The organism is Cupriavidus sp. 05N38, assembly GCF_056397345.1.
The window spans coordinates 30805-43282 of the sequence record NZ_JBFTNF010000008.1 but is presented as its reverse complement, the minus strand read 5'-3'; the positions used below and the strand labels follow the sequence as shown (position 1 = coordinate 43282).

Here is a 12478-nt window from a genome sequence, read left to right as displayed (position 1 = left end):
CGGCTATCCGTACAGTGCGGTGCATGGGCGCGCCTGCCGCTGCTGCCTGGCATGGGACGCGCGCTGCGAATATCGCATCATAGAGGAAAACCACGCCCGGCTGGCGTGGCCCGAGCGCTACATCTGCTTGAACAGATAGGCGTACTGGCGTGCCACCGGCAGGGTCTCGGCGCGGTTGCGCAGCTTCAGCGCGAGCCGCCCGAGCGACTGGTTCACGGCGCTGGCCACGCAGTCGATGTTCACCACCGTGCCGCGATGGATCTGCCAGAAGCGTTCCGGGTCGAGCTGCTGGGACAGCTCGCGCAGGCTGGTGCGGATCAGCGCCTCGCCGCTGGTAGACACCACGTTGACGTACTTGTCGGTTGCCTCGAGGTAGATCACCTCGTCCACCGGGATGATGCGGATCTCCTGCCCGACCAGCGCCTTGATGAAACGCAGGTAGCCGTGCTGGCCCGCGCCCGCGGCCGGCTGCTGCGGGGCGCCGCCGCCTGGCGGCTCCAGCGTCTCGAGCCGCGCCAGCAGTTGCGCCAGGCGGCCGGTATCGAGCGCCGCGCCACCCTCTTCGCCAGCCTGGGCATGCTCGGCCAGCCGCCCCTTGAGGCGTTGCACGGTGGCCTCCAGCCGCTCCGGCTGCACCGGCTTGAGCACATAGTCGACCGCCTCGCGCTCGAAGGCTTCCAGCGCGAACTGGTCATAGGCGGTGACGAACACCACCAGCGGCGGATGATCGAACTCCATCAGTTCACGCGCCACGTCCATGCCGCTCATGCCCGGCATGCGGATATCGAGGAAGGCCACTTGCGGCGCATGCTGGCGTGCCGCCTCCAGCGCGGACACGCCGTCATGCACCACGGACACGACCTGCGCCTCCGGCCACAGGCTGCTCAGTTCTGCATGCAGGGCGCGCGCAAGCAACGGCTCATCGTCGGCGATCAACAAGGTCGGGGACATGGGAACGGTAGTGGACGGTCGGGACAGTCGGGACGGCAGGGATTGCCGCAGCGCTCAGCGCTGCGTCAGGCTTGCGGGGCGCCATGCGCGGCGGCACTGGCAACCGGGGCGATGCCGATCCCCGCCGGGATCGTGCCCGCCGGTGCCGCCGTACGCGCGATGATGGCGGTCACCGTAGGACGCATGACCGGCAGCGTCAGCCGCACGACCACGCCGCGCGGCGAATTTTCTTCCATCTGCATGCTTGCCGCGGCGCCAAAGATGCGTGCGAGGCGCTCGCGCACATGGGTCAGGCCCAGGCCCGACCCCTTCGTCACGGCATGGCCGAAGCCCACGCCGGTATCGGCGATCACCACCTGCACCGCCGCGTCGCCCAGCGCGCGCGCCGACAACACGATGCTGCCGCCGTGCATGCACGGCTCGATGCCATGGCTGACCGCGTTTTCCACCAGCGGCTGGATCAGCATTGGCGGGATCTCCACTTCAGCCAGTTCCGGCGGCAGGTCGACGCTGTAGCTGAGCCGGGTGCCGAAGCGCAGGCACTGGATATCGAGGTAGCTGCGCAACAGTTCGAACTCCTGGCGCAGTGTGCACTGCTCGGCGCGCGTGTGCGCCAGCGACATCCGCAGGAAGCCGATCAGCCGCTGCAGCAGGCGCCGCGCGGCCTGCTGGTCAGTGGCGATCAGGCAGTCCAGGTTGGCCAGCGAATTGAACAGGAAGTGCGGCTCGATCTGCGCCTGCAGCGCCATCAGCTGCGCGCGCACCAGTTGCTTCTCGGCTTCCTCGCGTTGCAGCGCATCCAGCGCGGCCTGCCGCTCCAGGTGCGCCAGCTTCTCGCGCGACCAGTAGAAGTAGATCATGCTGGCCGAGGCAAGCATGCCCACCACCAGGCACATGCGCAGCATGTCGGTGGCCTCTTCGAAGGACTTCGCCGGCTCGTTCAGCACCACCCGGGTGGCCCAGCTACCCATGATGACCCCGAGCGGCACGGCGATCGCGGCCAGGCAGATGAACGGCCAGCGCGTGGGCCGCTCGTTCCACCAGATCACCACGCGGGCAACATCGATCAACAGCCAGATCGACAAGCCGATGAGGTGGCTGTAGACGAAGTTGTGCCACATCGAGCCGCCGGTGCGGAAGCCATAGTTGAGACTGACGGCAATCACGGTGTTCATGCACAGCACGAACACGAGGTCGCGCCCGAGAATCGTGAGGCGCGAGGGAATGGCGGCGGGACAGCGGCCCAGCGATTTCATAGGGACGGAAGCTCCGTACAGGGCAGATGCGTCTTGAAAGGCAAAAGTGGCAGGCGCGCCATGTGCTGGACACGCGCGGACATCGGGCGGCTGCCTGACGGGCTATTGTAAAGGCCGCTCATCGGCTCGGACGGCCGTCGGCCGGCTCGCATGTGCGCTGGGCCACCTTTGCGGCCCCGCCTTCCCCGGCCGGCCTGCCGTGCAGCGCCGCCCACCATTGCCCCGACAGCACAAAGCGCGGAAATGTGATCCACTGCTCGGCCAGGATGCGCCCGGCGATATCGAGCGGGCCGGCAAACGGCTCCGGTCGCTCGGCCTCGAGCCGGTGGCCCCGGCCCTGCAGCATCATCGATACGCCCATGCAGAGCACGCCCAGCCCCACCGCCGGCACGGACAGCGTCAGCACGCCGTAGACCAGCAGCACATTGCCTGCCATGAATATCGGCACGGCCACGATATGCAGCAGCAGGCTGCGCGGGTCGGTGTGATTGCGGGCGTAGCCGCGCCATTGCCAGGCCAGCAGGCCATCAGGGCGCGGGCTCATGGCCGCGGCCCCCGCTGCGTCGCACGGCGGATCGCCAGTCGGCGCACCAGCAGCACGGCGCCGAGCGCGATCAGGATGAGAGGCCAGCCCTCGCGGGTGATATACGCGGGCAGGACGCCGGCGTTGTGCGCCAGGAACAACCCGCCCAGCGCAATAAGGATGATCGGGGCCAGGAGCCCCCTGCCGCTACGGCCTTGTTTCATGTTGCGCTCTCCTCGCAGCCTTGTCGCTCCGCTCGCCATCGCCGGCACGCCGTCTGATGCGGCGCATCACGCCATGTGACGGCACCGAGGTGATCCGCCACGTACTGGACGAACTTTACGCCTGCCCCGCGCGAGACGGAAGCAGCGTGCGACGAACGGGGAGTGAGCGGCGCGAAACGCGAGGATGCGGTGCCACCGGCACCGCCGCATGGCAGCCCGCCGCCGGAATCCCGGCGGCGAATGTGCCCGGAAGAGCATGCCAGCTTGCGCTGGAACAGCGCAAATCAGGCCTCGACCACCTGCCCGCCGGCCGGCTCGGACAAGGCACTGCTGACGGTGTCGCGCGACAAATGCGGCGCGAACATATTGATGAAGGCATGCGCATAGCCGCGCAGGTAGGCACCGCGGCGCACGGCCACGCTGGTGGTATTGGCCTCGAACAGATGGTCGGCCGAGATCCTGACCAGGCCGGCATCCTTGCGCTCGTCATAGGCCATCGAGGCGATGATGCCCACGCCCAGATCCAGTTCCGCGTAGGTCTTGATCACGTCGGCGTCCATGGCGGTCAGCACGATCTCCGGCTGCAGCCCGGCGGCGGCGAACGCGCCGTCGATCTTGCGGCGGCCGGTAAAGCCCGCGTCGTAGGTGATGATCGGAAAGCCGGCGATGTCTTCCAGCGTCGGCTCGGGCAGGCGGGTCAGCGGGTGCTCCGGCGAGACCACCAGCACGTGTTGCCAGCTATAGGCCTCGAACGAAGTCAGCCCGGCCTCGCTGGCCACGGCCTCGGTGGCGATGCCGATATCCGCCTGCCCGGTCAGCAGCAGTTCCACGATATGCGCCGGCGACGCTTCCTGCAGCGCCAGCGTCACATGCGGATAGGCGCGGCGGAAGCTCTGCACTACCTTGGGCAGCGCGTAGCGTGCCTGGGTATGGGTGGTCGCCACGGTCAGGCGGCCGGTATGCCGCCCGGCGAATTCGTCACCGGCCTGGCGCAGGTTCTCGGCCTCGAGCAGCAGGCGCTCCACGATCCGCACGATCTCGCGGCCGGGCTCGGTGAGGCCCGTGAGGCGCTTGCCATAGCGCTCGAAGATCTCGACGCCAAGCTCCTCTTCGAGCTCGCGGATCTGGCGCGATACGCCGGGCTGCGAAGTGTAGAGCGCGTTGGCGACCTCGGTCAGGTTGAACTGGCGGCGCACCGCCTCGCGGATCGAACGCAGTTGCTGGAAGTTCATTGTGCGGCTCCTGCCGGCGCCGCCTTGGGCTGGGCGCGGGCTGATGAATTGGGTTGGACGAAGACGCGCAACTGACGCGGCCGCACGGCGAGCAGTTCGCCCTCGCGGAAGCCCTGGTGGCGGAAGCGCTCCAGCGGCAACGCCACCTCGATCACCTCCTGGTTGTCCTCGCGCTCGAGTTCGAGCTGGGCCACGGGACCGAGCGTGAGCGCACGGCGCAGCGTAACGGCGATGCCGTCGGCGCCCGGCGCATAGCGTTCGAGATCGAGGTCGTGCGGGCGCACGTAGGCCACCGCATCGCCGGCCGTCTCGTGGCCGTTGCCGACCACCGGCAGTATCGCCTCGCCGGTATGCAGCAGGCCGCCGAGCTCGCCGACCTCGAGCCGGCCGTGGAACAGGTTGACGTTGCCAAGAAAGCCGAACACGAACGGCGTAGCCGGATGGTTGTAGACCGCTTCCGGCGTGCCGGCTTGTTCGACGTGGCCGCGGTTCATCAGCACCACCTGGTCGGCCACTTCCAGCGCCTCTTCCTGGTCGTGCGTGACGAACACGCTGGTGACGTGCAGTTCGTCGTGCAGGCGGCGCAGCCAGCGGCGCAGCTCCTTGCGCACCTTGGCGTCGAGCGCGCCGAACGGTTCGTCGAGCAGCAGCACGCGCGGCTCCACCGCCAGCGCGCGGGCCAGCGCGATACGCTGGCGCTGCCCGCCCGAGAGCTGCGGCGGATAACGGTCGGCCAGCCAGTCGAGTTGCACCAGTTCCAGCAGCGAGCGCACCTTCTCGCGGATCTGCGCCTCGCTCGGGCGCTCCGCGCGCGGCTTCACGCGCAGGCCGAAGGCCACGTTCTCGAACACCGTCATGTGCTTGAACAGCGCATAGTGCTGGAACACGAAGCCCACCTGGCGCTGGCGCACATGCTGGTTGGACGCGTCACGGCCCTCGAGCAGGACCTGGCCCGCGTCCGCGCGCTCCAGCCCCGCGATGATGCGCAGCAGCGTGGTCTTGCCGCAGCCCGACGGCCCCAGCAGCGCCGTCAGCTGGCCTTCATCGAAATCGAGCGAGACGTCGTCGAGCGCGACGAAATTCCCGAAGCGCTTCTGCACATTCCTGACCTGGATGCTCATGATGCCTGTCCTTGCAATTTGCCTGCGCCCGGATTCTCCGGCGCAAAGTTCTCGTCGTCGGCGTGCTCGCGGCGCGCCCGGTGTTCCACCAGCGTCTTGATGCCGAGCGTCACCAGGGCCAGCAGCGTCAGCAGCGAGGCCACCGCGAAGGCCGCCGCGAAGTTGTATTCGTTGTAGAGAATCTCCACGTGCAGCGGCATGGTGTTGGTCAGCCCGCGGATATGGCCCGACACCACCGAGACCGCGCCGAACTCGCCCATGGCCCGCGCATTGCACAGGATCACGCCGTACAGCAGGCCCCAGCGGATATTGGGCAGCGTGATGCGACGGAAGGTCTGCCAGCCGGACGCGCCCAGCACGATGGCGGCTTCCTCTTCCTCGCTGCCCTGTGCCTGCATCAGCGGGATCAGCTCGCGCGCGACGAACGGAAAGGTGACGAAGATGGTGGCCAGCACGATGCCCGGCACGGCGAACATGATCTTGATGTCGTGCGCCTCGAGCCATGGTCCCAGCCAGCCCTGCGCGCCGAACAGCAGCACGTAGACCAGGCCCGAGATCACCGGCGACACCGAGAACGGCAGGTCGATCAGCGTGGTCAGCACGCTCTTGCCACGGAACTCGAACTTGGCGATGGCCCAGGCCGCCGACACGCCGAACACCACGTTGAGCGGCACCGCGATGGCGGCCACCAGCAGTGTGAGCTCGATCGCGGCCACGGCATCGGGCTCGACCAGCGAAGCGAAATATGTCTGCACGCCCTTGCGCAGCGCCTCGTAGAAAACCGAAGCCAGCGGCACGAACAGGAACAGCGCGAGGAACAGGACCGCGACCGCGATCAGCGTGTAGCGCACCCACGGCGCTTCCCCGGTGGCATCCGCGAAGCGCGCCGCGGGAGCGGCGCGGCCACCCAGGCCCTTGGTAACGATACCGGCCATCTCAGCTCTCCTTGTCCTGCGCCACGGCGGCGCGCCCTGCCGTGTGGTGGCGGCGCGTCCATGCCTGCAGCAGGTTGATCAACAGCAGCAGCGCGAAGGAGATCACCAGCATCACCACGGCCATTGCGGTGGCGCCGGCGTAATCGTATTGCTCCAGCTTCGAATAAATCATCAGCGGCGCGATCTCGGAGACCATCGGCATATTGCCGGAGATGAACACCACCGAGCCGTATTCGCCGGTGGCCCGCGCGAACGACAGCGCGAAGCCGGTCAGCAGCGCCGGCAGGATGGTCGGCAGGATCACGCGGGCAAAGGTCTGCAGGCGCGTGGCGCCCAGGCTGGCGGCGGCCTCTTCCAGTTCCTGCTCCGCATCTTCCAGCACCGGCTGCACCGTGCGCACCACGAACGGCAAGCCGATGAAGGTCAGCGCCACCACCACGCCCAGCGGCGTGAAGGCGACCTTGATGCCCATCGGCTCCAGGTAGCGGCCGAGCCAGCCATTGCCGGCGTACAACGCGGTCAGCGCGATGCCGGCCACCGCGGTGGGCAAGGCAAACGGCAGGTCCACCAGCGCATCGATCAGGCGCTTGCCGGGAAAGCGGTAGCGCACCAGCACCCACGCCACCACCAGGCCGAACACGGTATTGATGATGGCGGCGATCAGCGAGGCGCCGAAGCTCAGTTGCAGCGAGGCCACCACGCGCGGCGCGCTCACCGCACCCCAGAACGCTTCCCAGCTCATGGTGAAGGTCTTGAGGAAGGTGGCCGACAGCGGGATCAGGACGACCAGCGTCAGGTAGAACAGCGTGAAGCCCAGCGACAGGCCGAAGCCGGGGAGCACGGTAAAGCGCTGCTGGCTGGCCTTGCCTGACGCGCTTTCGCGTGCCTGGGGGGCATCCGGTCTGGCCGGGGGCGGGTTGTCCGCCAGGGAAATCGAGGGTGGCATATCGTCTCGTCAGTGCCGTCTGTGCCGCACCCGCCACCCACGCACAGAGTCCGGAAGACTGGCGGATACGGCGGCCAGGCATCCGGCTAGCGGAATCGGGGGACTACGGGGAGGGCTCTCTTTATGACGCCGGCGCATAACGCACCGGCCTACGAGACAAATTCTGCAGATACGCCCTTATAAACAGAACGAATCTTTACGCATTTTCTTAGACGTTTTAGATATAAGGGAACGTCGAGGACACTTCCACCTCGGCATCCCACGGCCCGGCACGGTCTCCAGCCAGGCCGGCACTGCCGTCGGCCTCGATGCGCTGGATCAGCGTATCGAGCAGGGCGAGGCCTGCCGGCCACTGATCCAGGCCCGAATCGGCGTTGATGTGCCCTAGCATGCCCGCGTCGTGCAGCTCGCTGCCCCACAGCGTGCCCCAGCTGAATGCCGTGCGCTGCTGCATCCAGGGATCGTTGCGGCTGGCCACGAGGATGGTCGGAAACGGCAGCCGGTGCGCGGGAAGCAATCCGGCCACGCCGAATTTGTCCGGATCGGCCGGCGCCACCAGCAAGGCACCGGCAATGCCCTCGGCATCCAGCGCGGCCTGGCGCAGCGTGGCCAGGCAGCCGAAGCTGTGCGCCACCAGGATGGCGCCGCGCGGCGCCACTCGCTGCGCCCGCATGATGCTCTCCGAGACACGCTCGGCCCACAGCGGCAGGCTCGGGCGCGACCAGTCGTGCTGCTCCACGCGCTGCCAGTCCGGGAAACGCTGCTCCCAGCGGCTCTGCCAGTGACCGGGACCGCTGCCGTGCAGGCCGGGTACCGTGAGGATCTGCAAACCCTTCGGCACTTTCAGCCACACCTCGGCGGCGGCTGGTGCGGCCATGCCCGCCGGCCTCTTCGTCCGCGTCATATCGGCTCCTTGCTGAATTCCAGCGGCGCGCGGCCCGGACCGGAACGCGCCACCCCGCCGCCATCCCGCGCGGCATCGCCGGGCGCCGCCCGGTGGTCCGGTTGCACTTCGTGCAGCCGGCGCGCGCTCACCGCCTCGCCGGTAAACACCCCCTGCCCCAGCACGATCCCGGCCGCCTGCAGCCGCTCGGCGTGCTCGGCGTTCTGCAGGCGGCGCCCGATCAGGGTCACGCCGGCGCTGTCGGCACTGGCCTGCAGGCCGGCGAGCTGGCGGTCCGTCCAGCTGCGGCGCATATCGAGCTTGAGCCAGTTGGGCAGTGCGTGCGCCATCAGCGCGCCCGCCTCTGCCGGATCCGATGCCTGCAGGCTCACCGCGAAGCCGTTGCGCCGGTAATTGCCCACCACATGGAGCAGCAGCGGCAGGTCGTCGTTGGCGCTGGCCGGCACCTGGATCACGAAACGATCGATCGGCAGGCCGAGCGATTGCAGCGCGCGCCGGAATGCCGCGCCGTGATCGTCCGCGACCGCCGCCAGCAGCCGGTTGTGCACGTTGAGCACCAGCTTGCGGTCGCCATCCGCCGCGAAATAGTTGATGGCATGCACCAGGCGCGASAGGCGRTCCAGCGAYACCAGYGMSGCRTCGTCGGCMGCCATCGCRAAYAGCTTCCACGCCGCCAGCCCCACGCCGCCACCAGCATAGGTGCGCAGCGTGCCTTCATGCGCCACCACGTCGCGGCTCGACAGGGTGATGAGCGGCTCGAAGGCACTGGTCAGCGAACAGTTGAAGAACTGGCCCTGCACCTGGCCATGCTCGTCACGCCACAACTGGCGATCGCTGCCGGGTTGCCGCGGCAGTCCGTCCAGGTAATGCGCGAGGGCTGCCAGCCCCGCGCCTGCCCCGCCTGTTTCATGCGCGCTTGCCATGGCGAATTCCTTTGCGGACTCCTCTACGTTGTGCCTGCCGTTCCGGACCATGCATCAAAGCTTGGCCAGCGAAACCTCGGTCGCCTTCACCAGCGCAACCACTTCGCTGCCGATGGTGAGGCCGAGATCCTTGACCGAGCGGGTGGTGATGACCGAGGTGACGATGCCGGCCGGCGTCTCGACGTCGACCTCCGAGACCACCGGGCCTTCGATGATGGCGGCGACCTTGCCGCGGAACTGGTTGCGTACGTTGATGGCTTGAATGCTCATGATAGAAGCTCCCTTGCGTGAGTGAAAATGAAGATTGCGTAAAAGATGGTGAGTGGCGCTCGCGGCGGTTTGCTGCCTTCCGCGCACGCCTGGCACGGGTGTTTGATGCACGCCATGCCCTTTGCCTCGATGCCTGCCTTCGTTATTGCCTTTTGTGCTGCCTTTGTGTTGCCTTCGGTGCTGCCTTTTGTGCTGCCCTTTGCGTTGCCTTCGGTGCTGCCTTTCGTGTTCTTCGCTGCCTTGTCTGCTACATGGCGCTAGATCGCCCAGCGCACCGAGTCGGCGGTCCGCGCCACCGACCAGTCGACGGCGGGGCCGGCTTCGTGCTGGCCCTGCGCCTGCCCGTCATCCTGCGCATCGCCTGCGCGCTGCATCACCCGGCGCAGCACCGCGTCCTCCAGATGCGCGAAGGCCGCCGAGCCGCGCTGGCGCGGCCGCGGCAGCGCCACACGCTGGTCCAGCGCGATGCGCCCGTCCTCGATGAGCACCACGCGGTCGGCCAGCGCCACCGCTTCGGACACATCGTGGGTCACCAGCAGCGCGGTGAAGCCATGGCGCTGCCACAGTCCTTCGATCAGGCCTTGCATCTCGATGCGCGTCAGCGCGTCGAGCGCGCCCAGCGGCTCGTCCAGCAACAGCAGGCGCGGGTGATGGACCAGCGCGCGCGCCAGGGCCACGCGCTGGCGCTGCCCGCCCGACAACCGTGCCGGCCATTCGCCGGCGCGTTCGGCCAGGCCAACCTGCCCCAGCACACGAGCCGCATCGGCACGGCGCGCGCGCGGCAAGCCCAGCGCCACGTTGTCCAGTACCTTCTTCCAGGGCAGCAGGCGCGCGTCCTGGAACATCACCCGCACCGCGTCCTGCTGCGCGCGGCCCGGCGTGTCGCCGAGCCTCACCGCGCCGCCGTCGCTGTCCTCCAGGCCGGCAACCAGCCGCAGCAAGGTGCTCTTGCCGCAGCCGCTGCGGCCAACGATGGCCAGGAACTCGCCCGGCGCGGCGTGCAGGTCGATGCCGTGCAGCACCTCGCGCCCGCCGTAGCGCTTGACTACCTGCTGCACATGCAGCGCCAGGCCCTTGCCAGGCTCGCCGGCAGGTGGCACCTCCGCCAGCGCCGCCTGTTCGATCGGATTGCTTTGCATATCGTGTTCTCCTTGGCCGGTGGCGCTCAGTGCGCCTGGTAGCCGGGATGCCAGCGCAGCCAGAAACGCTCCAGCCCGCGCGACAGCAGGTCCGCCAGCTTGCCCAGCAAGGCGTAGAGCAGGATGCCCACCAGCACCACGTCGGTCTGCAGGAATTCGCGCGCGTTCATCGTCATGTAGCCGATGCCCGATTGCGCGGAGATGGTCTCCGCCACGATCAGGATCACCCACATCAGGCCGAGCGAGAAACGCACGCCCACCAGGATGTTGGGCAAGGCGCCCGGCAGGATCACCTCGCGGTACAGCCGCCAGCCCGACAATCCATAGCTGCGCGCCATCTCGATCAGCCCCGGGTCCACCGCGCGGATGCCGTGGTAGGTGTTGAGGTAGATCGGGAAGAACACACCCAGCGAGACCAGGAACAGCTTGGCGGTCTCGTCGATGCCGAACCACAGGATCACCAGCGGAATCAGCGCCAGCGTCGGAATGTTGCGCACCATCTGCAAGGTGCTGTCGAGCAGCGTCGCGGCCGGGCGGAAGGTGCCCGTGAGCAGGCCCAGCGCCAGCCCGAAGCCGCCGCCGATGGCAAAGCCGAGCACGGCGCGCCAGCTGCTGACCCACACATGGCGCCACAGCTCGCCCGTCACCGCCAGGCCCCACGCGGCCTTCAGCACGTCGAGCGGCGCCGGCAGGATGCGGCTCGACAGCCAGCCGCCCTGCGAGGCGATCTGCCATGCCAGCACCAGCAGCACCGGCACCACCCAGGGCGCGGCCGAGCCGGCGGCCTGGTTCAGCCACGCGGCGCGGCGCGGCGGGAGAGTCAAGGGAGCGGTCATGGCATGCCCCCTCAGCTCTGCGACGCACGCGGCACGATGCCGGTCGCCATCACTTCGCCGAACGGGCCGGACAACACCTTGCCCGGCAGCTTGTCGCGCACCGAGCGCGGCAGCAGCGGGAAGACCAGTTCGGCGAAGCGGTACGCCTCTTCCAGGTGCGGGTAGCCGGACAGCACGAAGGTGTCGATGCCCAGCTCGGCGTACTCCTGCATGCGCGCCGCCACGGTCTGCGGGTCGCCCACCAGCGCCGTGCCGGCGCCGCCGCGCACCAGTCCCACGCCAGCCCACAGGTTGGGGCTGATCTCCAGTTCCGCGCGCGAGCGCTTGCCGCCGCCGGCATGCAGCGCGGCCATGCGGCGCTGCCCTTCCGAATCCATCCGGGCGAAGTCCGCCTGCGCGCGCGCCACGGTGTCGTCGTCGAGGTGGCTGATCAGTTCGTCGGCCGCGGCCCAGGCCGCGGCGTCGGTCTCGCGCACGATCACGTGCAGGCGGATGCCGAACTTCACGGTGCGTCCGTGGCGCGCCGCGCGCTCGCGCACGTCGGCCAGCTTCTGCGCCACGTCCTGTGGCGGTTCGCCCCAGGTCAGGTAGGTGTCTACCTGCTCGCCGGCGAGCTCGTGCGCCGCGGCCGACGAGCCGCCGAAGTACACCGGCGGATGCGGCCGCTGCAGCGGCGGATACAGAACCTTGGCCCCCTTGACCTTGAGGTGCTTGCCCTCGAAATCCAGCTCGGCGCTTTCATGGCTGGCGGCCAGCACCTCGCGCCAGATGCGGATGAACTCGGCCGAGGCTTCATAACGTTCGGCATGATCGAGGAACAGGCCATCGCCTTCCAGTTCCGACGCATTGCCGCCGGTCACCAGATTCACCAGCAGCCGTCCGCCGGACAGGCGGTCGAACGTGGCCGCCATGCGCGCGGCCAGCGTCGGTGCCATCAGGCCGGGACGCACCGCCACCAGGAAGCGCAGCCTGCGCGTGACCGCGGCCAGCATGGCAGCCGCCACCCACGGGTCCTCGCACGAGCGGCCGGTAGGAATCAGCACGCCCTCGTAGCCGAGGTTGTCGGCAGCGGTGGCGATCTGCTTCAGGTAGTCGAAATTGACCTCGCGCGCCCCTTCCGAGGTTCCGAGATAGCGGCTGTCGCCGTGCGTGGGGATAAACCAGAAAACCTGCATGTCTTCACCTCTTGTGCTTGTCGTGCTTGTCGTGCTTGTCGCG

15 protein-coding genes are annotated in these 12478 nt (G+C 68.3%); 1 reads left to right on the top strand and 14 read right to left on the bottom strand.

The window, feature by feature from the left end; translation table 11 throughout:
• Window positions 1-117 precede the first annotated feature (117 nt).
• The 11 genes from AC1DK4_RS08040 to AC1DK4_RS07990 form a co-directional block, all read right to left on the bottom strand.
• On the bottom strand, window positions 118-951 hold the full coding sequence (locus AC1DK4_RS08040; protein WP_441613385.1) for a LytR/AlgR family response regulator transcription factor: 834 nt from the start codon (window positions 949-951) through the stop codon (window positions 118-120).
• Between the two features lie 65 nt (window positions 952-1016).
• A complete protein-coding gene (locus tag AC1DK4_RS08035) occupies window positions 1017-2207 on the bottom strand; it encodes a sensor histidine kinase (protein ID WP_441613384.1) in 1191 nt (396 codons plus the stop codon).
• A 118-nt stretch (window positions 2208-2325) separates the two neighbouring features.
• Entirely contained in the window at window positions 2326-2751 is a 426-nt protein-coding gene (locus tag AC1DK4_RS08030; RefSeq protein ID WP_441613383.1) for a terminase, read from the bottom strand.
• On the bottom strand, window positions 2748-2954 hold the full coding sequence (locus AC1DK4_RS08025) for a LiaI-LiaF-like domain-containing protein (RefSeq protein WP_441613382.1): 207 nt from the start codon (window positions 2952-2954) through the stop codon (window positions 2748-2750). Before AC1DK4_RS08025 ends, AC1DK4_RS08030 begins: the two co-directional genes overlap by 4 nt.
• Window positions 2955-3238: 284 nt before the next feature.
• The gene (locus tag AC1DK4_RS08020) at window positions 3239-4186 is read right to left on the bottom strand and encodes a CysB family HTH-type transcriptional regulator (protein ID WP_441613381.1); all 948 of its coding nucleotides are present in this window, start codon (window positions 4184-4186) and stop codon (window positions 3239-3241) included.
• Window positions 4183-5307, bottom strand: a complete 1125-nt coding sequence (locus AC1DK4_RS08015; RefSeq protein ID WP_441613380.1) for a sulfate/molybdate ABC transporter ATP-binding protein — start codon at window positions 5305-5307, stop codon at window positions 4183-4185. Before AC1DK4_RS08015 ends, AC1DK4_RS08020 begins: the two co-directional genes overlap by 4 nt.
• Entirely contained in the window at window positions 5304-6242 is a 939-nt protein-coding gene (cysW, locus tag AC1DK4_RS08010; protein WP_441613379.1) for a sulfate ABC transporter permease subunit CysW, read from the bottom strand. Before cysW ends, AC1DK4_RS08015 begins: the two co-directional genes overlap by 4 nt.
• Window position 6243: 1 nt before the next feature.
• Window positions 6244-7188 (bottom strand): sulfate ABC transporter permease subunit CysT, encoded by a 945-nt coding sequence (gene cysT / locus AC1DK4_RS08005; RefSeq protein ID WP_441613378.1) that lies wholly within the window; start codon window positions 7186-7188, stop codon window positions 6244-6246.
• 217 nt (window positions 7189-7405) lie between these two features.
• Window positions 7406-8092, bottom strand: a complete 687-nt coding sequence (locus AC1DK4_RS08000) for an RBBP9/YdeN family alpha/beta hydrolase (protein ID WP_441613377.1) — start codon at window positions 8090-8092, stop codon at window positions 7406-7408.
• Complete coding sequence (locus AC1DK4_RS07995) at window positions 8089-9015, bottom strand: EAL domain-containing protein (RefSeq protein ID WP_477131459.1); 927 nt, start codon at window positions 9013-9015, stop codon at window positions 8089-8091. The genes AC1DK4_RS08000 and AC1DK4_RS07995 overlap by 4 nt, the downstream gene beginning before the upstream one ends.
• A gap of 54 nt (window positions 9016-9069) precedes the next feature.
• Window positions 9070-9285 (bottom strand): TOBE domain-containing protein, encoded by a 216-nt coding sequence (locus AC1DK4_RS07990; protein ID WP_006161487.1) that lies wholly within the window; start codon window positions 9283-9285, stop codon window positions 9070-9072.
• A gap of 105 nt (window positions 9286-9390) precedes the next feature.
• On the opposite strand from AC1DK4_RS07990, the gene AC1DK4_RS07985 reads away from it, so the two are divergent.
• On the top strand, window positions 9391-9546 hold the full coding sequence (locus AC1DK4_RS07985; RefSeq protein ID WP_441613375.1) for a hypothetical protein: 156 nt from the start codon (window positions 9391-9393) through the stop codon (window positions 9544-9546).
• On the opposite strand, the gene AC1DK4_RS07980 is transcribed toward AC1DK4_RS07985, so the two are convergent.
• Genes AC1DK4_RS07980 through ssuD form a run of 3 tightly spaced genes read right to left on the bottom strand, consistent with a single transcriptional unit; the run spans window position 9543 to window position 12435 of the window.
• Window positions 9543-10424 (bottom strand): ATP-binding cassette domain-containing protein, encoded by an 882-nt coding sequence (locus AC1DK4_RS07980; protein ID WP_441613374.1) that lies wholly within the window; start codon window positions 10422-10424, stop codon window positions 9543-9545. The two genes, AC1DK4_RS07985 and AC1DK4_RS07980, sit on opposite strands and share 4 nt — an antisense overlap.
• 26 nt (window positions 10425-10450) lie before the next feature.
• Window positions 10451-11260 carry an aliphatic sulfonate ABC transporter permease SsuC gene (gene ssuC, locus AC1DK4_RS07975; RefSeq protein ID WP_441613373.1) on the bottom strand — a complete coding sequence of 270 codons (810 nt, stop codon included), beginning with the start codon at window positions 11258-11260 and terminating at the stop codon, window positions 10451-10453.
• Between the two features lie 11 nt (window positions 11261-11271).
• Window positions 11272-12435 (bottom strand): FMNH2-dependent alkanesulfonate monooxygenase, encoded by a 1164-nt coding sequence (ssuD, locus tag AC1DK4_RS07970; protein WP_441613372.1) that lies wholly within the window; start codon window positions 12433-12435, stop codon window positions 11272-11274.
• Window positions 12436-12478 lie beyond the last annotated feature (43 nt).